This is a genomic window from Burkholderia cenocepacia (assembly GCF_014211915.1).
In the GTDB taxonomy this organism is placed as follows: Bacteria; Pseudomonadota; Gammaproteobacteria; order Burkholderiales; family Burkholderiaceae; genus Burkholderia; species Burkholderia orbicola.
In genome coordinates this window covers 636,583-658,365 of the sequence record NZ_CP060039.1, presented here as the reverse complement: position 1 = coordinate 658,365, position 21,783 = coordinate 636,583, and the positions used below count along the sequence as shown (strand labels likewise).

Sequence of the window (21,783 nt, the reverse complement as noted above, 5' to 3'; positions counted from 1 at the left end):
GGCGGCAGCGGCCGTCGGCCGCATCAAAGTACCTTGCCGGGATTCAGGATGCCGCGCGGGTCCAGCGCGGCCTTCAGGCGCCGCATCAGCCCGATTTCCGCGTCGCTGCGCGTGTGCGCCAGATAAGGGCGCTTGAGCACGCCGATCCCGTGCTCGGCCGACACCGAGCCGCCCATGTCGCGCACCACCGCATACACGCAGTGATCGAGCGCATCGGCATCCGCGTCGGTCATCGCGGCCAGCGACACGCCGATATGCACGTTGCCGTCGCCGACATGGCCGAAGAACAGGCACGTGAGCGCCGGCCAGCGCGCCCGCAACGCCGCCTCGCAGCGTTCGGCGAACGTGCCGAGTTCGCCCGTCGGCAGACTCACGTCGAAGTTGACGAGCTGGGGCAGCGCATCGATCGCGAGACCTTCGCGCAACGCCCACAAATCGCGCGCCTGCCGCTCGGAAGTCGCGAGCACCGCATCGTCGACGAGCCCGGCATCGAACCCCGCGGCCAGCCCCGTTTCGAGCGCCTGGTGCGCATCGCCGCCCGGCGCGCTCGTCGCGCATTCGATCAACACCACGAAACCGCCGTCGCCGACGAACGGTGCCGATACCCCGGGCGTATGCCGCGCGACGTAGTCGTAGAACGCCGGCCACATCGCCTCGAAGCTGACGACTTCCGGCAGCGTGCGCACGCGGTTCCACAGCGCGACCACCGCGTCGTAGTCGCGCACGCGGCAGAGCGCCGTGGCCGGCGCCGCGAGCAACGGATGCAGCCGCAGCACCGCGCGCGTGACGACGCCGAGCGTCCCTTCGCTGCCGATGAACAGCTGCTTCAGGTCGTAGCCCGCGTTGTTCTTCAGCATCCGGTTCATCGACGACACGACCGTGCCGTCCGCGAGCACCGCCTCGAGCCCGAGCACCTGCTCGCGCATCATCCCGTAGCGGATCGCGCGCGTGCCGCCCGCATTGGTCGCGAGCATGCCGCCGATCTGGCACGAGCCGCGCGCGCCGAGATCGACGCCGAACGTGAAGCCCGCCGCTTCGGCGGCCTCCTGCACCGTCTGCAGCGGCGTGCCCGCGCGCACGGTGATCGTGCCGGCCGCCGCGTCGAGCGCTTCGATGCCCGCGAAGCGCTCCATCGACAGCACGACCTCGCCGCCCAGCGCGACCGCCCCGCGCGCGAGCCCGGTCAGCCCGCCTTGCGGCACGACCGGCTGGCCGAGCCGCGAGCACAGCGCGAGCGTGCGCGACACGTCGTCGACGCTGCACGGGCGCACCAGCGCGCACGGCCGCACGCCGGCCGGCTCGTTGTACGCGGTGAAGTAACGCGGATCGATATCGGCCGCGCGCGTGACGAGCGCGTCGCCCAGTTCGGCGGCGAGCACGGCATCGACGGCATCGTCCGGCAGCGGCCTGCCGTCCGGTGCGCTGCCCGCGGCGGTCCGATTCGGGGTCGGCATCGTGCGCGGCCCCGCTTACTTCGTCGAGATGTCGATATCGCCGAAATACTTCAGGCCGAGCGACTTCACCGTGCCGTCTGCCTTCAGCTTGTCGATCGCCGCGTCGAGCTTTGCCTTCAGCGCGTCGTCGCCCTTGCGCAGGCCGAACGCGATGCCGCTGCCGAGGATCTTGTCGTCGTGCACCGGCTGGCCGACGAACGAAAAGCCCTTGCCGTCCGGGCGCGACAGGAAGCCGCGCTGGCCCGACGGCGCGAGCACGAGCGTCGCGTCGAGGCGGCCCGCGACCAGATCCGCATACGCCTGGTTCTGGTCCTGGTACGCGACGATCGCGACGCCGGCCGGCTCCCAGTGCGCCTTCGCGAAGGTTTCCTGGATCGACGCCTGCAGCACGCCCACGCGCTTGCCCTTCAGCGATTCGGGCGTCGGCAGCAGCCCGCTGCCGGTGCGCGCGATCAGCTGGGTCGGCACGCGATAGATGATCGTCGTGAAGTCGATTGCCTGGCGCCGTTGCTCGGTCGCGTTCATCGCCGAGTTGATCGCGTCGAACTTGCGGCCCTTCAGCGCCGGAATCAGCCCGTCGAACGACGTCTCGACCCATTTGCACGACAGCTTCGCCGTCTGGCAGACGGCATTGCCGACGTCGATGTCGAAGCCCTGCAGGTCGCCGTTCGGCGCCTTCGATTCGAACGGCGGGTATTGCGCTTCGAGGCCGAAGCGCAGCGTCGGCGCATCGGCGAGCGCCGCGCCGGAGCCGATGGCGCACGCGAGTGCGAACGCGAGTTTCAAGGTAGCCGTGTGTTTCATCGTGATCTCCTGGGTCTGGTCGATGCGACGTCTCCGTCGCCGGTTGTCCTACAGCGAACGCAGCCGCCGCGCGCCTTCGACCAGCGTCGCGTCGTCCTTCGAAAAACTGAGCCGGATCACGCCGGCGTCGGTGCCGTCGGTATAGAACGCCGACAGCGGAATCGTCGCGACACGCGCGTCGCGGATCAGGCGCAGCACGAAATCGCTGTCGCTTTCGTCCGAGAAGTGGCGAAAGCGCGCGAGCATGAAGAACGAGCCTTCGCTCGGCAGCAGCTCGAAACGCGAATCGGCCAGTTCGCGCGCGAGCAGGTCGCGCTTGGCCTGGTAGAACGCCGACAGGCCGAGATAGCTGTCCGGCCGCGCGAGGATCTCCGCGAACGCGACCTGCATCGGCGTATCGGCCGAGAACACCATGAACTGGTGCACCTTGCGGATCTCGTCCGTCAGTTCGGCCGGTGCGAGGCAATGGCCGACGCGCCAGCCGGTCACGTGGAACGACTTGCCGAACGACGACACGATCACGCTGCGCTCGGCCAGCTCGCGATGGCGCGCGACGCTCTGGTGCTGCGCGCCGTCGAACACGACGTGCTCGTAGACTTCGTCGGACAGCACCACGATGCCCGTGTCGCGCGTAAGCTGCGCGAGGCGTTCGAGATCGTCGGCGGAGAACACCGTCGCGGTCGGGTTGTGCGGCGTGTTGACGATGATCATCCGCGTGCGCGGCGTGATGGCCGCGGCCACCTCGTCCCAGTTCACGCGGAAATGCTCGGGCGACAGCTTGATCGCGACCGGCGTCGCGCCCTGCAGCCGCACGATCGGCGCATAGCTGTCGAACGACGGCTCGAAATAGATCACCTCGTCGCCCGGATGCACGAGCGCGCTGATCGCCGCATAGAGCCCTTCGCTCGCGCTCGCGATCACCGTGATTTCGGTCGCCGGGTCGTAGCGCGCGCCGTACAGCGCCTCGGTCTTCTCGGCGAGCCGCTCGCGCAGCGCGATCACGCCGGCCATCGGCGCGTACTGGTTGTGACCGTCGCGCATCGCACGCGCGACGCCTTCGACGAGCGCCGGATCGGGCGCGAAATTGGGCGCGCCCTGCGACAGGTTCAACGCGTCGTGTTGAGCAGCCAGTTGGCCGATCACCGTGAAGATCGTCGTCCCGACGTCGGGCAGTTTCGAACGGGGCGCGGTGGCGCTTCGCATGACTCCTCCTCCTGATGTCCTTCGGGCGGGCCGCGCCGTGCGCGGCCTGCATCTGCCGCATGATTTAGCCCGAGCCAATATCGGCGGACAATCGAAAGTTCGTCATGGCGGCCATGCATTTTTCTCATGGCTCGCCCGGAGAATGGCCTGGCGGCAAGGCCGGCCTGCGCGCCTGATATGCGAATCAGGCATTTCCCCGACGAAGGCTACGCGTCCGCTGCCGCGAGGTACGCGAGCAGCACGGCCCGCAGTTCACGGCGCTGCGCGGCAAAATCGAGCGCCGGCCCGAGCGTCAGCAGCGCCTGCGACAGGCCGCCGTAGCAGATCGTGTGGGCCATCCGCGCGAGCCCGTCGAGCCGCGCGGCCGCAGGCGGATCGGCCGCGTGGCCCAGCGCGTCGCGCCACAGCGCGACATAGGCGTCGTAATGCCGACGATAGGCGGCGAGCGGCGACACCTGCCGCTCCAGCGCGAACAGCGCGCCCCACAGCGCCGCGTCGGCGGCGATCGTATCGACCTGGAGGTCGACCAGCGCGACGGCGAGGTCGGCCCGGGGCGCGCCGCGCAGCCGCTGCACCGTGTCGCGCAGCCGGTCGGCCAGCGCCAGCACGCGGCGGTGGATGCAGAGCGCCGCGAGGCTCTGCTTGTCGCCGAAATACTCGTAGAAGGTGCCGATGCTGACGCCCGCGACGGCCGCGATCTCGCGGATCGTCGCCTTCGCGTAGCCGCGTTCGAGCAAAAGCTGAACGAACGCCTGTTGCAGCGCGTCGGAGCTCGCCTGCGCGCGCGACTGGCGCGGCCGGCGGCGCAATGCGGGCGCGGGTTGCGCCGCCGGCGAGCCGGGCGGCGCCGGAACCTGAACATGTCGCGGCGGCATATTTGCTACTCTGAATTCAGCAGGGAATACGTTTTACCGGAAGCCGGAATCCGCGCCGAAGCGCGTTGCGCGCGGCACGACGCCGGCTGACCGCGCAGCATGAGACCGGAGACAACCGCGATGACCGACTCGACTCACGCCGTCACGAACCAGTTCGACGAACTCGTCGACTATAACCTCTTCGCGACGGATCTCGCGCTGCGCGACGCGCTCGCCCGGGCGGGTGCCGACTGGGCCGTGCCGCAGCTCGACGCGTACGGCGCGCGGCTCGGCAGCGCCGACACCGCGCAACTCGCCGACGAAGCGAACCAGCACACGCCGGAACTGCACGCGTTCGACCGGCGCGGCCGGCGCATCGACCGCGTCGACTTCCATCCCGCCTGGCACACGCTGCTCGGCCAGTATCGTCACGAAGGCTTCGTGTCGCTCGCGTTCCGCGATGCGCGCCGCGGCCGCTGGGCCGCGACGGCCGCCGGCTTCTACCTGCATGGCCAGATCGAGGCCGGCACGCTGTGCCCGGCCACGATGACGCAGGCCGCGATCCCCGTGCTGCAGAAGGAGCCGGCGCTGTGGGACCTGCTGCGCGACAAGCTCTACAGCGACGACTACGATCCGCGCGACGTGCCGGTCGCCGACAAGCGCTCGATCTGGTTCGGCATGGGCATGACCGAGAAACAGGGCGGCTCCGACGTGCGTGCGAACACGACGCTCGCCACGCCGGTCGGCGCGGGCGGGCGCGGCGGCGAATACCGGCTGCGCGGCCACAAGTGGTTCTTCTCCGCGCCGATGTGCGACGCGCACCTGGTCGTCGCGCGCACCGAGGCCGGCAGCCCGTCGTGCTTCTACGTGCCGCGCTGGCGGCCAGACGGCACGAAGAACGCGGTCGAGATCCAGCGGCTGAAGAACAAGGTCGGCAACCGCAGCAACTCGAGCAGCGAGATCGAGCTGAACGACGCGTGGGGCATCATGCTCGGCGACGAAGGCCGCGGCATTCCGACCATCATCGAGATGGCCACCACCACGCGGCTGAACTGCGTGCTCGGCAGCGCGGCGATGCTGCGCCAGGGCGTCGTGCAGGCGATCGCGTACACGCGTCAGCGCCATGCGTTCGGTCGCGCGCTCGCCGAGCAGCCGCTGATGCGCACCGTGCTCGCCGATCTCGCGCTGGAGAGCGAAGCCGCGCTCTCGCTCGCGATGCGGCTCGCCGATGCGTTCGAGCGCGACGACTCGCCGCGCGAACGCGCGTGGAAACGGATCGTCACGCCCGCCGCGAAATTCTGGGTCTGCAAGCGCGCGGTCGAGCTGACCGGCGAGGTAATGGAAGTGTTCGGCGGCAACGGTTACGTCGACGACGGCCCGATCGCGCGCCTGTTCCGCGAGGCGCCCGTCAACTCGATCTGGGAAGGCTCGGGCAACGTGATGTGCCTCGACGTGCTGCGTGCCGTATCGCGCGAGCCCGACGCGGCCGCCGCGCTGTTCGACGAACTGGCCGACCTCGGCGCGGGCGAACCGCGCATTCGTGCCGCGCGCGACGGATTGCGCGCGATGCTCGCCGCCCCGGCCGACACGCTCGAAGCGTCGGGCCGCGTGTTCGCGCAGCGGCTCGCGGTCGTCGCGCAGGCGTGCCTGCTGCGCCGCGATGCGCCGGCGGCCGTCGCCGACGCGTTCGTCGCGACGCGGCTCGGCGCGCCCGACTGGGGCCGCATCGCGGGCGGCTTCGATCCGCACGCGATCGACGTCGCCGCGCTGCTGCAGCGCGCGTACCCGGCCTGACGCCGGCCCGTTCACCCGATTTCGCGTTCGTTCGCCCGCCCGGAGCCTCGATGAACCTCGTCGCCGCCCTCGACCGCGCCGCCCGTGCGACGCCCGACAAGCCGTTCCTCGTCAATGAATCCGCGACGATCACGTATGCGGCCGCGCGCGAGCGTTCGCACCGCGCGGCGGCCGTGCTGAGCGCGCTCGGCGTCGCGGCCGGCGATCGTGTCGCCGCGATGTGCTTCAACACGCCGGCTTTCGTCGACCTGATGTTCGGCGCATGGCGGCTCGGCGCGGCGTTCGTGCCCATCAACCACAAGCTGCAGGCGCCGGAAGTCGACTACGTGCTCGAACACAGCGGCAGCACCGCGCTGCTGTTCGACGTGGCGCTCGCGCCGGTGGTCGAGCGGATCGTGCATCCGGCGCGGCGGCTCGTGACCGAGGGCGAACTCGATGGCGTGCCGAACTTCGACACGATGTGCGCGACGATGGACGGCCTCCCGGGCATCGAGCCGGCCGACGACGACGTCGCGCAGATCCTCTACACGTCCGGCACGACCGGCCGCCCGAAGGGTTGCGTGCACAGTCATCGCACGGTGACGCTCGCCGCGATGCAGGCGGCGCTCGCGACCGGGATCGGCCGCAACGAGCGCACGCTGATGGCGATGCCGATCTGGCATTCGTCGCCGCTGAACAACTGGTTCGGTGGCACGCTGGTCGCGGGCGGCACCGTCGTGCTGCTGCGCGAATACCATCCGCTGCGCTTCCTGCAGACCGTCGAGCGCGAGCGCGTGACGCTGTATTTCGGTGCGCCGGTGTCGTACACGCTGCCGCTCGACACGATCGACGGCTTCGCGGCATTCGACCTGTCGAGCGTGCGCGCGTGGTTGTACGGCGGCGGCCCAATCGGCGCCGCGCAGGCCGAACGGCTCGCGCAAGCGTATCGCAGCCACGCGTTCTTCCAGGTGTACGGGATGACGGAAGCCGGCCCGGCCGGCACGACGCTGTATCCGGACGAGCAGATCGCGAAGGCCGGCTCGATCGGCCGCCAGGGCGGCCCGGGCGTCGACCTGCGGATCGTGCGGATGGACGGCGTCGAGGCGCAGCCGGGCGAGACCGGCGAGATCTGGCTGAAGACCGATTGCATGATGCTCGGCTATCTCGACGACGCGGCCGCGACGCGCGCCGCGTTCGCGCCGGACGGCTGGTATCGCACCGGCGACCTCGCGCGGATCGATCAGGACGGCTACCTGTTCATCGTCGACCGGCTGAAGGACATGATCGTCACCGGCGGCGAGAACGTCTATTCGAAGGAAGTGGAGGACGTGCTCGGCGCACACCCGGACATCGCCGAGGCGGCCGTCGTCGGCGTGCCGCATCCGGACTGGGGCGAGACGGTCGTCGCGCACGTCGTGATGCGGGCGAACGCGGCGCGCGATGCGGATGCGCTGCGCACGTTCTGCGGCGAGCGACTCGCCGCGTACAAGATTCCGCGCGAGTTCACATTCGCGCAGGCGCTGCCGCGCACGCCGACCGGCAAGTTGCAGAAGTTTCTGCTGCGGGTGCGGGGGGCTGAGCATCCGCGATTGAGCCGGCGCATTCGCACACGCGCGGTCAGTGCAAAAGGCAGAACGGAACAAGTAATAGAAGTTGCCAGCGCTGAATCATATTCGTCCGATTGATCGACGTTTCTTATCTGGAATAGCGTCTCAAGGTAGCCATTCCATTTACTGAGACAGGGAAGCCGGATGAAAAACCAACTCGAAGCACCGGCCCATCTTTTTGCCACCGTTGGCGCACTCACGGAACGCGGTGGACGCGTCACCACCGCAACCAGCGGCCTGACCTTGGCGGGATTGGAAGTCGCCTGCGTCGGCGACGTAGTGACTTATAACGACGGCAGCGAGGCCGCGATAATCGACGGCGCGGGAAACAACCATAGCGGCGGCAAGCCGTTCGCGTTGGTCGGCAGCCGGTTGAGCAACGGTGATCGCATTACCGAAACGCTGCGCACCTCATGCGGCATTCATGTGCGAGACGGGCAAAGCGTTGCGGGCCTGTTCGATCCGACCTATGTGCCGCCGCCCGCGCCGCCCGCCTACAGATTGGCGGTATGTGGCGCGACAACAGCGCGCGGCGGTGCATTGCGCGAGCCGTCCGGCACGCGGGAAGTGGCGCCGCACTTGGGCAAGGCTGCCACGGTGGGCGACCTAATCCACTATCCGGACGGTTCAACCGCGCGCGTTACGAGCGGCCTGGGTTTGACCGACGCGCCCGACTTCGCGCCGCTCGCATTCGTGGGCAGCCAACTCGATAACGGCGACACGATCACCGATAGTCCCGAGCGACAAGGCGTAGCGTCGTCCGTCGTATTTAGCGTCGTCACCCGCTCGCCCATGCCCCGCTGAGGTAGCGCCCATGATCCGCTACTTTCTTGCCAAAGGCGACCGCGCCGGGGAAGCGGTGATTGTCGAAGGCCTCGACACCGTGACCTGTTCCAATCCGCCGCCGAGGGTTCATATCGCCACGCTGGATATGAAGACCTACTGTGCGGCCTGCAAGCGTGAAGGGTACATCGCACCACAAGGGCCGCGCTGGCCAGGTACCGGTCCGAACGGCAAACAGTGGGCATTGAGCGGCGATATCAATGTCTGCGGATGCAACCCACCACCGGTCTTCCACGCTGAGCGTGGCATGCGGATGATTTTTACTGCGGGCGAAATTTCGACGCTGGATGGGCGCAAACTTGGTGCAGCCCATTTGCCGTTTGCCTTATCGGATGCCGTACATGACGAGCAATTTACCTTGCTCGATGATGCACACCGTCCGCTCGCCAACGTTCGCTATCGAATCGTCACCGACACCGGGCGGATCTTCGCAGGCACCACGGACGTGGCCGGGCAAACAGATCGAATTGTCACCGACGCCGCAGCATCTCTGAAAATCTATACGAAGGGGTATTGACGCGATGAGCGGTTTTTCGGGAAATAAATACAACTTCGAAGTTCAGGAAAACGAAGAATTGGTCCTCGTCCATTCGGGGGCCGTCACCAATACCAATCCGGGGTCCATGGTCTATATATCAATCAACACGATGCCAATTTGCCCCAACATGAGTAACAAGGCATTCAGATCCCTAATAATGCGACTACGGGACACCGCGGTGATATTAATTGAGGAGCGCATATCGGATCTGGCGCGATGGGATAAAATTACCCGAGATAGAGTGCAATTCTGGTTTGGCCGAAGCGACGAAGCGATACGTCAAAAACTAAGTTTCGGCCTCCCCAGGCTCGCTGCGGCTATGTGCGAACTACAGCCCGAGAAGATCATCAGATGGGACGAACAAAGCCAGCGGCAACTTACATGCTCAGTGGTCCCTGATACTGGCACAAATGACGCGGCTGTATGCAAGCCCGATTCGGCACGTCGAATAATCGCGATCTACCCGCATTTCTGCACTGTCGAGGATGTTTACGTTGCTGGAAACTGCAAATTGAAAATTCTCATTCACGAATGTTCCCATTACATTGACACATTCGATGCGGACGACGTCAACTATGGGTTTGCTCGAGGGATCGGGTATTGGGCACAAGCCAATCCAGAAGGTGCACATAGAAATGCAGACAGCATTGCATGCTACATCGCGCACTTTGATGACATAAGTGAATTCTTAAGAAAGAATATTTGGTGATTGAATGATAAAATTTTTGATTTCCGTTGCTGCACTTGCCGGTGCCGTTTTTATTCAACACGCAAGCGCTTGTACGATATCGGAAAACATGCTCGAAAGCGTGCCTCTGAATTATCCCGGCATTCCAAATGCATATCGAATAAAGATAATGGATATGGTTTTGGCTGCACGTCAATGGCCCGATGTTGAAGTGCAGGCGCAAATCATCGCCAGCGCATATGTCGGCGAACGCAACCCCTTGAATCTGGCAAAATCAAGAGGTGACCAGCTGAAAGACTTCCTGATACAGCTTGGCATCAAGCCTCAATATATCTATGTTGATACGCACGTCAATCGAATTACATATCCAATCGATAGCACCGGCCATGGAGGATACTTGCAGATCGGCGTGAGTCTTCTGCCTTTCTGCAAAAATGGATGTGGAAATTTATGCGACGCTCCGGCGTCTCTCCGACAACAAAACTCACCAAATAATAAACTATGAAATTAATTGCTGGCCTATGCGTCGTCACGTCTAGTCATGCATCTGCGTGTGTCGCAAGCGAAAATTTCGACATCCATTTTCCGAAAGAAAGTTCATATGTATCGAATTCTGAAATCGTCCGCACTGCAAACTGGGCAGCAGACCAGAAAATCGCCTACGCGCGTCACGTAACCAAGGAAACAACGCTGATTAGCGGCCATACCGAGGAAAGCGAACAGAGCGCACTGCCCCTTGCACAATCGCGAATGCAAACCGCGTATGCGCTGCTGAAGCAAGTCGGTTTTCTACGCGGAACCATTAAGACGAGCGCCCGCGTCTATTCGCATGGGGACGTGGATAATGGGCGGCGTGTGGAAATTTCCTTCCTGCCCGATTGCCCCAACAAGTGCTGTGCAGATAAGTAACCTCGCACTGCCGCCAGTCGCATCGATGAGGCATTGACGTACACACGCGACGCCCCCGTCGGAACATACCCAAACCGTTGAATCATCGCCGGCAAGAGCCGTATGTACTACCTGGCCGTGCACCGCCAAAGAAAAAGCCACCCGGCCCGACGGCCCGGTGGCTTTTTCGCATAATCGACGGGGCAGCAACTTTCGCCGCCGCCAGCGCCTCACATCACATCAAGCTGCTTACTTGCCGCCGATGCTCTTCAGCGGCTTCCAGTCGCCCTTCTCGACCTTGTACATCGTGATGCCGCCGTTCTTCAGGTCGCCCTTCGCGTCGTACGCGACGTGCGTCGACGTCACACCAGCCATGTCGGTCTTCGCGAGCACCGGCAGGTACTTCGCCGGATCGGTCGAATCGGCCTTCTTCATCGCGTTCAGCATCGCCATCGCGCCGTCGTACGCGTACGGCGAGTACGTCTGCACGTCTTCGCCGAAACGCTTCTTGTACTTGTCGGCGTAAGCCTTGCCGCCCGGCATTTCTTCCAGCGGCAGGCCGGCCAGCGACGCGATCGTGCCTTCGGCCGCGTTGCCCGCGATCTTCAGGAACGTCGGCGTCTTCACCATTTCGCCGCTCATCAGCGGGGCGGTGATGCCGAGCGTCTTCATCTGCTTGACCATCGGCGCTGCCTGCGAATCCGCGCCGCCGTAGTAGACGAGGTCCGGCTTCGCTGCCTTCAGCTTCGTGAGAATCGCCTTGAAGTCGACGGCCTTGTCGTTCGTGAATTCGCGGTCGACGATCGTCGCGCCGCCGGCCTTCGCGGCCTTCTCGAACTGGTCGGCGAGACCCTGGCCGTAGGCCGTGCGGTCGTCGACGATCGCGATCTTCTTCATGCCGAGATCCTTCGACGCGAACGTGCCGGCCACCGAGCCCTGCTGCGTGTCGGACGTCATCATGCGGAAGGTCGTCTTGTAACCCTGCTGCGTGTATTCCGGTGCCGTCGCCATCGCGATTTCCGGAATGCCCGCGTTCGCGTAGATGCGCGAAGCCGGAATCGTCGTGCCCGAGTTGAAGTGGCCGAGCATGCCCTTGATGCCGTCGTCGACCAGCTTCTGGGCGACCGTCGTACCCGTGCGCGGGTCAGCCTGGTCGTCCTGCGTGTCGAGCACGAACTTCACGGCCTTGCCGCCGATCTTCGGGTTCGTCGCGTTGAAGTCTTCCAGCGCGAGCACGATCCCGTTCTGCATATCCTTGCCGTAGTGCGCCTGCGCGCCCGTCATCGGCCCTGCGTAACCAATCTTCACGTCATCCGCATGAGCCGTCCCCGCCAGCGACATGACCGCGACGAACGTCGCGCCTGCCACCTTTTTCATCGTGTGTTGCATAGCATCTCCTTGGTACCAGGGTAAATGGAGCGGCTTCGGGATCGCCTGGCCGCTTCCTTTGTTTGATCCGAACGGCAAGGATGATCAGCCGATCGTCATCAAATTCGCATTGCCGCCCGCCGCGGCCGTGTTCACGCTCACCGAGCGTTCCGTCAAGAGCCGCTCGAGCGCGTAGTCTTCCGCATCGCCGTTCTCGAACGCGCCCGCCGACACGCCCTGCACCGACACGATCGGGCCCGGCCGCTGCGCGACGTCCTTCACGAGCGTCTGCAGTTCGTCGCTGTCGCCTTCGAACAGCACCGCGTCGAACGGCGCGTCGGCCTGCTTGCGCACGGCCGCGTGCGCCTTCAGCGACGCCGGCAGCGCGGCGACCAGCGCCTCGCCCGCCGCGCCGGCGAACAACGCACGGTTGCCCGTCGCCAGCACCGCCGCGAACTGCGCACGCGCGCCGCCGGGCGTCGCCGCGACACACAGCACCGTGCCGCGCGGGCCGAGTGTATACGTGTTTCGCTCGCCCGTCGGGCCGCTCAGCACCGCGGTCGCACCGGCCGGCACCTGCGCGAGGTAGCCGTCGCAACGCGCGGCCAGCGCCGGCTCGCGCTGCTCGATCAGCCAGTCGCGCAGCGTCGTGAGCGCCGCCGCCGGGTTGCCGCGCGCATCGCTTTCGGTCGCGCCGTCCGCCACCAGCGACTGCGCGAGCGAGCGCGGCAGGCCCGACGGACGCGTCGCGAGCAGGCGCTGCAGGTACAGCGCGCCGCCGGCCTTCGGGCCCGTGCCCGACAGCCCTTCGCCGCCGAACGGCTGCACGCCGACCACCGCGCCGATCACGTTGCGGTTCACGTAGATGTTGCCCACGTGCGCATTCGAGATCACGTGCGCGATCGTCTCGTCGATCCGCGTGTGAATGCCGAGTGTCAGCCCGTAGCCGGTCGCGCGGATCTGCTCGAGCAGCTTGTCGAGCTGGCTGCGGCGGTAGCGCACCACGTGCAGCACGGGGCCGAACACTTCACGCTTGAGCTCGTCGATGCTGCCGATCTCGATCAGCGTCGGCGGCACGAACGTGCCGTGCGCGCACGCGTCGGGCATCGGCAGTTGCGTGACCGCGTGGCCCTTGTCCTTCATCGCCGCGACGTGCGTGTCGATCGTCTGCTTCGCGTCGGCATCGATCACCGGGCCGACGTCGGTCGACAGCCGGTCCGGGTTGCCGAGCGCCAGCTCGTGCATCGCGCCCTTGAGCATCGTCAGCGTGCGGTCCGCGACGTCGTCCTGCAGACACAGAACGCGCAGCGCCGAACACCGTTGACCGGCCGAGTCGAATGACGACTGCATCACGTCCGCGACGACCTGCTCCGCGAGCGCCGACGAGTCGACGATCATCGCGTTCTGGCCGCCCGTTTCGGCGATCAGCGGAATCGGCTTGCCGTCCGGATCGAGGCGTGCGGACAGCGTCTTGTTGATCAGGCGCGCGACTTCGGTCGAACCGGTGAACATCACCGCCCGGGTGCGCGGATCGGCGACCAGCGCCGCGCCGACGGTCTCGCCCGTGCCCGGCAGCAGTTGCACCGCGCCGGCCGGCACGCCGGCCTCGCGCAAGAGGCGCACCGCTTGCGCGGCGATCAGCGGCGTCTGTTCGGCCGGCTTCGCGAGCACCGTGTTGCCGGCGGCGAGCGCCGCGGCCACCTGGCCCATGAAGATCGCGAGCGGGAAGTTCCACGGGCTGATACAGACCACGGGGCCGAGCGGGCGGTGCGTGTCGTTCGAGAATTCGCCGCGGATCTGCGCCGCGTAGTAGCGCAGGAAGTCGACCGCTTCGCGGATTTCGGCGATCGCGTTCGGCAGCGACTTGCCGGCTTCGCGCACGATCAGGCCCATCAGCGTGTGCATCTGCGCTTCGAGGAGGTCAGCGGCGCGCACCAGGCAATCGGCGCGTGCGTCGACCGGCGTCGCCTGCCAGATCGGCGCGGCGGCCACTGCATGCGCGAGCGCCGCGCTCACGTGCTCGGACGTCGCTTCGCTGACCGTGCCGACGACGTCGCGCTGGTCGGCCGGGTTACGCACGTCGCGCGCCGGCGCGTCGGCAAGCGCGTCATCGGCGAGCATCGGCGCCGCGCGCCACGGGTGGTGCGCGCTCGCGAGCAGCGCGGACGACAGCGACGCGAGACGATGTTCGTTCGACAGGTCGAGGCCCATCGAGTTGGGACGCTCGTCGCCGTACAGGTTGCGCGGCAGCGGGATCTTCGCGTGCGGCGCGCCGAGCGGCACGATCTTCGACGCCTCGTCGACCGGATCGGCGACCAGTTCCTTCACGGACACGGTCTTGTCCGCAATGCGGTTCACGAACGACGTGTTCGCGCCGTTTTCCAGCAGACGGCGCACGAGGTACGCGAGCAGCGTCTCGTGCGTGCCGACCGGTGCGTACACGCGGCACGGACGATTCAGCTTGTCGCGGCCCGTGACTTCCTCGTACAGCGGCTCGCCCATCCCGTGCAGGCACTGGAATTCGTACTGGCCCGGGTAGTAGTTCTGGCCCGCGAGCTGGTAGATCGCGGCCAGCGTGTACGCGTTGTGCGTCGCGAACTGCGGGTACACGGCGTCCGGCGCCGCGAGCAGCTTCTTCGCGCACGCGAGGTACGACACGTCGGTGTAGATCTTGCGCGTATAGACCGGATAGCCTTCGAGGCCGTCGACCTGCGCCCGCTTGATCTCGGTATCCCAGTACGCGCCCTTCACGAGGCGGATCATCAGACGGTGACGGCTGCGGCGCGCGAGATCGATCAGGTAGTCGATCACGAACGGGCAGCGCTTCTGGTAGCCCTGCACGACGAAGCCGATGCCGTTCCAGCCCGCGAGCTCCGGATCGAAGCACAGCGCCTCGAGCAGGTCGAGCGACAGTTCGAGACGGTCGGCCTCTTCCGCGTCGATGTTCAGGCCAATGTCGTAGCGGCGCGCGAGCAGCGCCAGCGCACGCACGCGCGGCAGCAGCTCGCTCATCGTGCGGTCCTGCTGCGAACGCGAGTAGCGCGCATGCAGCGCCGACAGCTTGATCGAGATGCCCGGGCCTTCGTAGATGCCGCGGCCGCCGGCCGCCTTGCCGATCGCGTGGATCGCCTGTTCGTACGACGCGTAGTAGCGCTGCGCGTCCTCTTCGGTCGTCGCCGCTTCGCCGAGCATGTCGTACGAGTAGCGGAAGCCGCGCGCTTCGTACTTGCGGCTGTTCGCGAGCGCCTCGGAAATCGTTTCGCCGGTGACGAACTGCTCGCCCATCAGGCGCATCGCCATGTCGACGCCCTTGCGGATCAGCGGCTCGCCGCCGCGGCCGATCAGACGCGTGAGCGCCGACGACAGGCCCGCTTCGCTGTTGGTCGTCACGAGCTTGCCGGTGATCATCAGCCCCCAGGTCGCCGCGTTCACGAACAGCGACGGCGCGTGGCCGACGTGCGAGCGCCAGTCGCCCTTGCTGATCTTGTCGCGGATCAGCGCATCGCGCGTCGCGCGATCGGGAATGCGCAGCAGCGCTTCGGCGAGGCACATCAGCGCGACGCCTTCCTGGCTCGACAGCGAGAACTCGTGGATCAGCCCTTCGACGCCGCCGCCCGAGCTCTTCTCGCGCAGCGCCTCGACCAGCTTCGTCGCGAGCGCCTGCACGTCCGCCTGCAGGTTCGCGGGCAGGCGCGCCTGGCCGAGCAGGAACGGCACGCACTCCGGCTCCGGACGGCGGTACGCGGCCGTGATCGCCGCGCGCAGCACCGATTGCGGCTGCACGTTCTGCGCGAACTCGAGGAACGGATGCGGCGAGTTGTCGTCGTCGCCGTCCGCGGCCTGACCGTCGGCGAGCTCCGTCACGCCGCTGTGGCCCGACAGCTCGGGCGGCAGCTGGCCGTGCTCGATCCGCTCGAGATACGCGAAGATCGCCTGCTTGATCAGCCAGTGGGGAGTGCGCTCGAGACGCGCCGCCGCGTCTTTCAGGCGCGAGCGGAGAAGGTCGTCGACTTTGACGCCGAGAGTCGTGCTTGCCATGGTGGGTTCGTGCGCCGGTGCGAGCCCGGCAATGTGGTGTAAGAGGATGCGCGAAATCCTACGGCACGCAATAAAAAGGTGCAACCAAATTGAGAGATAGGTTGCACCCGCAAGTTAGTCAATATAATCAGCCACTTATGCGGTTGCAACCTAGGGGTTGCCCGTGGTTTGAGGATCGGTGTTTTCCCTGATCGGGACGATTCGGCACGCGTGTGCAACCTTCCGTCTGCGCGGACACGGCCGGAAACGGGTTGCACTGGGGTGGGACGCGGCGCGGTGCCGGTGTCGGGTAGGCGACGGAGGGGATTGGGCACTGGCGCCCAGGTGTTCGGGTCGGGCAATGCGGCGGACAAGGGTTCGGGTAGCCGGCGGCAACCCGAGTGCCGAATATCCCGCAACGCCGCGCGACGGCCGCGCCGGCGCCGCTCAGATATCCAGCGGATCGACCTCGACGCTCCACCGCAGCACGCCCTTCAGCGCGCGCAGTTCCGGCTGCCATGCGCGCAGCGCGTGCTGCAGCGCCGCCCGCGACGCGCTTTCGAGCAGCAGCTGAGCGCGATGGACGTTCGCGACCTTGACGATCGTCATCGGCACCGCGTCGTACACGGTCACGCGATCGGCGCCTGGCAGCCCGGGCAACGCGGCCGCGGCCTGCAGCAGGAACGCGAGCGCCGCGTCGAGCGTGCGCCCTTCGGCGCGCAGCAGCGCCTGGTAGACGAACGGCGGCAGGTGCGCGTCGCGGCGCTCGGCGAGCGTCGAATTCGCGAAGCCCACGTAGTCCTGCCGCCCGAGCGCGTGGTACAGCGCGTGACGCGGGTAGCGCGTCTGCACCATCACCTCGCCCGGCAGTCCGGCGCGCCCCGCGCGGCCGCTCACCTGCATCAGCTGCGCGAACAGCCGCTCGCTCGCGCGGAAGTCGTGCGAGAACAGCGCGGTATCGGCATTGAGCACGCCGACGAGCGACACGCGCTGGAAGTCGTGCCCTTTCGCGATCATCTGCGTGCCGACCAGGATGTCCACTTCGCCCGCGTGCACGTCGGAAAAAAGCGCCTGCGCGCTGCCCTTGCGGCGCGTGCTGTCGGCATCGATCCGCAGAATCCGCGCGCCCGGCACGGCCTCGGCGAGCGCCTCCTCGATGCGCTGCGTGCCGCGCCCGAGCGGCGCGATGTCGACGTTCCCGCACTCGGGGCACGAGCGCGGAATCCGCGCTTCCCAGCCGCAATGATGGCAGCGCAGCGCATGCTCGGGCTTGTGCAGCACGACGTACGCGCTGCAACGCGGGCAGCCGGCCACCCAGCCGCATGCGTCGCACGCGAGCTGGGGCGCGTAACCGCGCCGGTTCAGGAACACGAGGCTCTGTTCGCCGCGTTCGAGCCGCGCCTTCAGCGCCGCGACGAGCGGCCCCGACAGCCCGCCCATCGACGCGCGCCCGCGCCGCCGCTCCTCTTCGAGATCGATCAGCCGCACGGTCGGCAGCGTCGCGTCGGCCACCGCGCGGCGCGACAGCGTGAGCCGCGTGTAACGCCCTTGCTCGGCCTGCCACCAGCTTTCGAGCGACGGCGTGGCCGAGCCGAGCACGACGGTGATGCCGAGCTGCTTCGCGCGCCACACGGCCAGGTCGCGGGCCGAATAGCGCAACCCTTCCTGCTGCTTGTACGCAGGTTCGTGCTCCTCGTCGACGACGATCAGCGCGAGCGTCGGCATCGACGCGAGCACCGCGAGGCGCGTGCCGAGCACGATTCGCGCGCGGCCCGTGTGCGCGGCGAGCCAGTTGCGCGCCCGTTCGCCTTCGGCGAGCCCGCTGTGCAGCGTGACGATCGCGTCGTCGGCAAGCGCTCCCGCGAAACGTGCGCGAAACGCGGCCTCGAACTGCGGCGTCAGGTTGATTTCGGGCACGAGCACGAGCGCCTGCGCGTCCGGCCGCGCGTCGAGCAGCGACGCAAGCGCATGCAGATAGACCTCGGTCTTGCCGCTGCCCGTCACGCCGTGCAGCAGGAACGGCGCGAAGCCTTGCGCCGCGCGAATCGCGTCGAGCGCCTCGGCCTGCTGGTCCGTCAACGCCGGCGGCACAGCGCGTCCACTGCTTGTCGACAGGTTATCCACAGGGTTGGCCACAGGCGCATCGGCCCAGCCGATCTCCTCGACGTCCACCCAGCCGCGCGCCGCCCAGTCGTCGAGCGTCGCGGCCGCCTTCGGATGCAGCGCGCGCGCGTCCGGCAGCGTCAGCGAGCCGGTATCGACCAGCGCCTGCGCGAGCCGGCGCAGCGCGGCGCCGCGCGCGGGCAACGCATCGGGCAGCGCCACGCGGCCGGCTTCGGTCGGCCGGTAGCGCACTTCCGGCGCGAGCAGCCGCCCCCAGCGCCCGGCGTCCCGCAGCGCCTGCGGCAGCGCCGGCAACGCGACTTCGCCGCGCCCGCGCTGATAATAGTCGGCGGCGAACGACACGAGCGCGAGCCAGTCCGCCGACAGCGGCGGCAGCTCCGTGCAGATCGCGTCGACCGCACGCAGTCGCGACGGCGGGAGATCGGTGTGAGTGGTGACTTCGCAAACGAGCCCGACGGCCTGCCGCTTGCCGAACGGCACTTGCACGAGCGTGCCGGGCACGGGCGCCGGCTGCACGTCGCAGCGGTAGTCGAACAGGGTCGCGAGCGGATGGTCGAGCGCCACGCGCAGGTAGGTACCGCTCATCCACACGCTCCGGCAACAGCGGCACGCAGGCGACGGACGGCCAGCATCCGCGCCCGGATTGTGACGGCGAACTTAAAGTAAAACTTCAGATTCGGCGCTAAGTTTTGGATTCGCATTAGGAATCGCCGTATACCCTGCCCAGCCTGTGGATAACTTTGTTGAGAACTCGCCCCTCAACGGCCGCAACGCGCGCGGGGCCGCGCTTTCCGCTGTTTTTCGCCGCTTGCCGAGGTGTCCCGCGAAGCCTTATTCCATAAGGCTGCTATTCAAATTACCGAACCATAGCGAGACAAATTGACCGATACGGGGCTCTACCGCGCTGCAACGTGGAAAATGTGTATAAGTCAAGTCTTGACAAGCACCGAATCGGCAACGGGAGCGGGGTTGCGTCCTGTTTAGTTTCAGAAACGAAACATCGTCATGCCGCAGCGCAGCATGACGGCGCTTGCGTTCAGCCCGCCGCTCCGCTACGGATCGCGCGGCTGTGGGTATGCACTTCGTCGACGAGTTCGGCGACGTGGTCGGGCGACGTGAATTGCGAGATGCCGTGCCCGAGGTTGAACACGTGGCCCGGATGGTTGCCGTAGCTGTCGAGCACCGCGCGCGCCTGTTCGCGCACCGCGGCCGGTGGCGCAAACAGGATCGTCGGGTCGAGGTTGCCCTGCAGCGCCACGCGCCCCGCGACGCGCTCGCGCGCGGCGCCGAGGTTGACCGTCCAGTCGAGCCCGACCGCATCGACGCCGGTCGCCGCGATCTCCTCGAGCCACAGCCCGCCGCCCTTCGTGAACGTGATCACCGGCACGCGCTCGCCGTCGTGCTCGCGCTTGAGCTGCGACACCACGCGGCGGATATAGTCGAGCGAGAAGCGCTGGTACGCGCCGTCGGCCAGCGCGCCGCCCCACGTGTCGAAGATCATCACGGCCTGCGCGCCCGCTTCGATCTGCGCGTTCAGGTACGCGGCCACAGCCTGCGCGTTCACGTCGAGGATCCGGTGCATCAGGTCGGGGCGCGAATACGCCATCGACTTCACCGTGCGGAAATCGTCCGAGCCGCCGCCTTCGACCATGTAGCACGCGAGCGTCCACGGGCTGCCCGAGAAGCCGATCAGCGGCACGCGCTGACGGCCCTGGCCGTCGATGAGCGCGCGGCGGATCTCGCGCACGGCGCCCGTCACGTAGCCGAGCGTCTCGTCGATGTCCGGCACCGCGAGCTTCGCGACGTCGGCCTCGGTGCGCACCGGATGCGCGAACTTCGGCCCTTCGCCGACCTGGAAGTCGAGGCCGAGCCCCATCGCGTCGGGAATCGTCAGGATGTCCGAGAACAGGATCGCGGCGTCGAGCGGAAAGCGCTCGAGCGGCTGCAACGTCACCTCGGTCGCGTAGTCGGGATTCTTCGCGAGGCCGAGGAAGCTGCCGGCGCGCGCGCGCGTCGCGTTGTATTCGGGCAGGTAGCGGCCGGCCTGGCGCATCAGCCAGATCGGCGTGTAGTCGGTCGGCTCGCGCAGAAGCGCACGCAGGAAGGTGTCGTTGAGCAGGTTATGGGCCACGGTAGGAGCGACGATGCGAAGGCAAAGCGGCATTTTACCGGACAGCCGCGATCGGGCTGCGCATACCGATGCGATGGCGGCCATATGACGCGCGCGATGGCTCCGTTATGATCGGACGCTCATATCCAACCGAAGGAGGAGACCGATGAAGACATTCGCCACGCTTGCCACGCTCGCTGCTGCCGCCGCGTTTTGCTGCGCCGCCGCGCACGCGCAGGGCACGACCACGGCGGCGCCCGCGAGCGCCGCTGCCGCCGGCTCGCGGCTCGACGACGTGCTCGCGCGCGGCGCGCTGCGCGTGTGCACGACGGGCGACTACAAGCCGTATTCGTACTATCGCGCGGACGGTCGCTTCGAGGGCATCGACATCGACATGGCGGAATCGCTCGCGAAATCGCTCGGCGTGAAGACCGACTACGTGAAGACGAGCTGGTCGAACCTCACCAACGACTTCGTCGCGAAATGCGACATCGCGGTAGGCGGCGTATCGACGACGCTCGAGCGCCAGAAGCGCGTGTTCTTCACGCAGCCGTACGTGGTCGACGGCAAGACGCCGATCGTGCGTTGCGCGGATGCCGACAAGTACCAGACCGTCGCGCAGATCGACCGCCCCGAGACGCGCGTGATCGTGAATCCGGGCGGCACCAACGAGCGCTTCGCGAAGCAGTTCTTCACGCACGCGAACCTGACCGTCTTCCCGGACAACGTGACGATCTTCAAGCAGATCCTCGCGGGCAAGGCCGACGTGATGGTGACGGATGCCTCCGAGACACTGCTGCAGCAAAAGCTGAATCCGGGCCTTTGCTCGGTGCATCCGGACAAGCCGTTCCAGTTCGGCGAGAAGGCGTACATGGTGCCGCGCGGCGACGTCGCGTTCCAGCAGTACGTCGACCAGTGGCTGCATCTCGCGCTGTCCACCGGTGAATATCAGGCGATTTCGGACAAGTGGCTGAAGTAAGCTGACCCGCGCCGCGGCGGCCGATCATGGGCACCGACCCCGCGGCCGCCGCGCGCGCCGTTACACATTGCCGTCGCTGCGCCGGACCTTCCCGCGGCGCAAAACCCGACGAATTGGCCGAATGGCCGACTTCCCCGCATTCCGATCACGTTTCAAAATCTTTCCGACGAATGAATCGTCATGCGCGGTATCGATCGCGCCGTGCACTTTCTCGCGTGAAAATCGGCAATTCATCGCGCCCGATACGCATGAAAAACGCATCGTGCGCATGCCTTGAAAACGCGGCGGAAAATATGGGTAAAAATGACCTTTTTCAGGACCCCGAAAACAGCAAAAAATCCCGGAAAGCCTTATCTGGCGGGCGTTACAACCTGAAACACTTTGTTACCGCGACGGGTCATTAATTCGCCCACAATGGCCTCAACGGTTTCAACACGGATGCGGTCTCGTGTGCCAAGTGTGAGCGGACGCGAAGCGCTGCGAGCCAGTCGGTCACGTACCGAAGCCCTTCCGAGGGGCATCCCTGTTGGAGT

General features: G+C 66.6%; 16 protein-coding genes and 1 pseudogene. 9 read left to right on the top strand and 8 right to left on the bottom strand.

Annotated features, from left to right (window positions below; translation table 11 throughout):
* Positions 1 to 23: 23 nt before the first annotated feature.
* The 4 genes from SY91_RS03075 to SY91_RS03060 form a co-directional block, all read right to left on the bottom strand.
* A complete protein-coding gene (locus tag SY91_RS03075; RefSeq protein ID WP_023477862.1) occupies positions 24 to 1,454 on the bottom strand; it encodes an FAD-binding oxidoreductase in 1,431 nt (476 codons plus the stop codon).
* Between the two features lie 15 nt (positions 1,455 to 1,469).
* A complete protein-coding gene (locus SY91_RS03070) occupies positions 1,470 to 2,258 on the bottom strand; it encodes an ABC transporter substrate-binding protein (RefSeq protein ID WP_006488477.1) in 789 nt (262 codons plus the stop codon).
* Between the two features lie 48 nt (positions 2,259 to 2,306).
* Entirely contained in the window at positions 2,307 to 3,461 is a 1,155-nt protein-coding gene (locus tag SY91_RS03065) for a pyridoxal phosphate-dependent aminotransferase (RefSeq protein ID WP_023477863.1), read from the bottom strand.
* A 206-nt stretch (positions 3,462 to 3,667) separates the two neighbouring features.
* Positions 3,668 to 4,336 carry a TetR/AcrR family transcriptional regulator gene (locus SY91_RS03060; protein WP_023477864.1) on the bottom strand — a complete coding sequence of 223 codons (669 nt, stop codon included), beginning with the start codon at positions 4,334 to 4,336 and terminating at the stop codon, positions 3,668 to 3,670.
* Between the two features lie 120 nt (positions 4,337 to 4,456).
* Between SY91_RS03060 and SY91_RS03055 the strand changes: the two genes are divergently transcribed.
* From SY91_RS03055 to SY91_RS03025, 7 genes and pseudogenes are all read left to right on the top strand, one after another.
* Positions 4,457 to 6,109: an acyl-CoA dehydrogenase family protein gene (locus SY91_RS03055; RefSeq protein ID WP_023477865.1), complete on the top strand. Its 1,653-nt coding sequence runs from the start codon at positions 4,457 to 4,459 to the stop codon at positions 6,107 to 6,109.
* Between the two features lie 50 nt (positions 6,110 to 6,159).
* A pseudogene (locus tag SY91_RS03050) lies at positions 6,160 to 7,668 on the top strand (class I adenylate-forming enzyme family protein); the annotation flags it as partial.
* 171 nt (positions 7,669 to 7,839) lie between these two features.
* Positions 7,840 to 8,499, top strand: coding sequence for a PAAR domain-containing protein (locus SY91_RS03045; RefSeq protein ID WP_023477867.1), 660 nt, complete (start codon positions 7,840 to 7,842; stop codon positions 8,497 to 8,499).
* Positions 8,500 to 8,509: 10 nt separating this feature from the next.
* Entirely contained in the window at positions 8,510 to 9,055 is a 546-nt protein-coding gene (locus tag SY91_RS03040; protein ID WP_185921051.1) for a hypothetical protein, read from the top strand.
* Positions 9,056 to 9,059: 4 nt separating this feature from the next.
* Positions 9,060 to 9,785: a M35 family metallo-endopeptidase gene (locus SY91_RS03035; protein WP_185921050.1), complete on the top strand. Its 726-nt coding sequence runs from the start codon at positions 9,060 to 9,062 to the stop codon at positions 9,783 to 9,785.
* Between the two features lie 4 nt (positions 9,786 to 9,789).
* Positions 9,790 to 10,269: a hypothetical protein gene (locus SY91_RS03030; RefSeq protein WP_124592183.1), complete on the top strand. Its 480-nt coding sequence runs from the start codon at positions 9,790 to 9,792 to the stop codon at positions 10,267 to 10,269.
* Positions 10,266 to 10,673 carry a hypothetical protein gene (locus SY91_RS03025; RefSeq protein ID WP_124476755.1) on the top strand — a complete coding sequence of 136 codons (408 nt, stop codon included), beginning with the start codon at positions 10,266 to 10,268 and terminating at the stop codon, positions 10,671 to 10,673. The genes SY91_RS03030 and SY91_RS03025 overlap by 4 nt, the downstream gene beginning before the upstream one ends.
* 228 nt (positions 10,674 to 10,901) lie before the next feature.
* Here the strand turns inward: SY91_RS03025 and SY91_RS03020 are convergent, their stop codons facing one another.
* The 4 genes from SY91_RS03020 to hemE all read right to left on the bottom strand — a co-directional run bounded on the left by SY91_RS03020 (position 10,902) and on the right by hemE (position 20,292).
* Positions 10,902 to 12,041: a branched-chain amino acid ABC transporter substrate-binding protein gene (locus SY91_RS03020; protein ID WP_011546793.1), complete on the bottom strand. Its 1,140-nt coding sequence runs from the start codon at positions 12,039 to 12,041 to the stop codon at positions 10,902 to 10,904.
* Positions 12,042 to 12,125: 84 nt separating this feature from the next.
* Complete coding sequence (gene putA / locus SY91_RS03015; RefSeq protein ID WP_185921049.1) at positions 12,126 to 16,058, bottom strand: trifunctional transcriptional regulator/proline dehydrogenase/L-glutamate gamma-semialdehyde dehydrogenase; 3,933 nt, start codon at positions 16,056 to 16,058, stop codon at positions 12,126 to 12,128.
* A gap of 426 nt (positions 16,059 to 16,484) precedes the next feature.
* Positions 16,485 to 18,746 (bottom strand): primosomal protein N', encoded by a 2,262-nt coding sequence (locus SY91_RS03010; protein ID WP_185921048.1) that lies wholly within the window; start codon positions 18,744 to 18,746, stop codon positions 16,485 to 16,487.
* A 451-nt stretch (positions 18,747 to 19,197) separates the two neighbouring features.
* Positions 19,198 to 20,292, bottom strand: a complete 1,095-nt coding sequence (gene hemE, locus SY91_RS03005) for a uroporphyrinogen decarboxylase (protein WP_310639149.1) — start codon at positions 20,290 to 20,292, stop codon at positions 19,198 to 19,200.
* Between the two features lie 145 nt (positions 20,293 to 20,437).
* Here hemE and SY91_RS03000 point away from each other — a divergent pair, with 145 nt between their 5' ends.
* Both SY91_RS03000 and SY91_RS02995 read left to right on the top strand, forming a co-directional pair.
* On the top strand, positions 20,438 to 21,250 hold the full coding sequence (locus tag SY91_RS03000; RefSeq protein ID WP_012327606.1) for a transporter substrate-binding domain-containing protein: 813 nt from the start codon (positions 20,438 to 20,440) through the stop codon (positions 21,248 to 21,250).
* Positions 21,251 to 21,276: 26 nt separating this feature from the next.
* On the top strand, positions 21,277 to 21,654 hold the full coding sequence (locus SY91_RS02995) for a hypothetical protein (protein WP_185642875.1): 378 nt from the start codon (positions 21,277 to 21,279) through the stop codon (positions 21,652 to 21,654).
* The last annotated feature ends 129 nt before the right edge of the window (positions 21,655 to 21,783 follow it).

What these genes read in the sequence shown, in the direction of transcription:
- SY91_RS03075 (WP_023477862.1), bottom strand. Translation starts at nt 1,454, where the DNA reads ATGCCGACCCCGAATCGGACCGCCGCGGGCAGCGCACCGGACGGCAGG.
- SY91_RS03070 (WP_006488477.1), bottom strand. Translation starts at nt 2,258, where the DNA reads ATGAAACACACGGCTACCTTGAAACTCGCGTTCGCACTCGCGTGCGCC.
- SY91_RS03065 (WP_023477863.1), bottom strand. Translation starts at nt 3,461, where the DNA reads ATGCGAAGCGCCACCGCGCCCCGTTCGAAACTGCCCGACGTCGGGACG.
- SY91_RS03060 (WP_023477864.1), bottom strand. Translation starts at nt 4,336, where the DNA reads ATGCCGCCGCGACATGTTCAGGTTCCGGCGCCGCCCGGCTCGCCGGCG.
- SY91_RS03055 (WP_023477865.1), top strand. Translation starts at nt 4,457, where the DNA reads ATGACCGACTCGACTCACGCCGTCACGAACCAGTTCGACGAACTCGTC.
- SY91_RS03045 (WP_023477867.1), top strand. Translation starts at nt 7,840, where the DNA reads ATGAAAAACCAACTCGAAGCACCGGCCCATCTTTTTGCCACCGTTGGC.
- SY91_RS03040 (WP_185921051.1), top strand. Translation starts at nt 8,510, where the DNA reads ATGATCCGCTACTTTCTTGCCAAAGGCGACCGCGCCGGGGAAGCGGTG.
- SY91_RS03035 (WP_185921050.1), top strand. Translation starts at nt 9,060, where the DNA reads ATGAGCGGTTTTTCGGGAAATAAATACAACTTCGAAGTTCAGGAAAAC.
- SY91_RS03030 (WP_124592183.1), top strand. Translation starts at nt 9,790, where the DNA reads ATGATAAAATTTTTGATTTCCGTTGCTGCACTTGCCGGTGCCGTTTTT.
- SY91_RS03025 (WP_124476755.1), top strand. Translation starts at nt 10,266, where the DNA reads ATGAAATTAATTGCTGGCCTATGCGTCGTCACGTCTAGTCATGCATCT.
- SY91_RS03020 (WP_011546793.1), bottom strand. Translation starts at nt 12,041, where the DNA reads ATGCAACACACGATGAAAAAGGTGGCAGGCGCGACGTTCGTCGCGGTC.
- putA (WP_185921049.1), bottom strand. Translation starts at nt 16,058, where the DNA reads ATGGCAAGCACGACTCTCGGCGTCAAAGTCGACGACCTTCTCCGCTCG.
- SY91_RS03010 (WP_185921048.1), bottom strand. Translation starts at nt 18,746, where the DNA reads ATGAGCGGTACCTACCTGCGCGTGGCGCTCGACCATCCGCTCGCGACC.
- SY91_RS03000 (WP_012327606.1), top strand. Translation starts at nt 20,438, where the DNA reads ATGAAGACATTCGCCACGCTTGCCACGCTCGCTGCTGCCGCCGCGTTT.
- SY91_RS02995 (WP_185642875.1), top strand. Translation starts at nt 21,277, where the DNA reads ATGGGCACCGACCCCGCGGCCGCCGCGCGCGCCGTTACACATTGCCGT.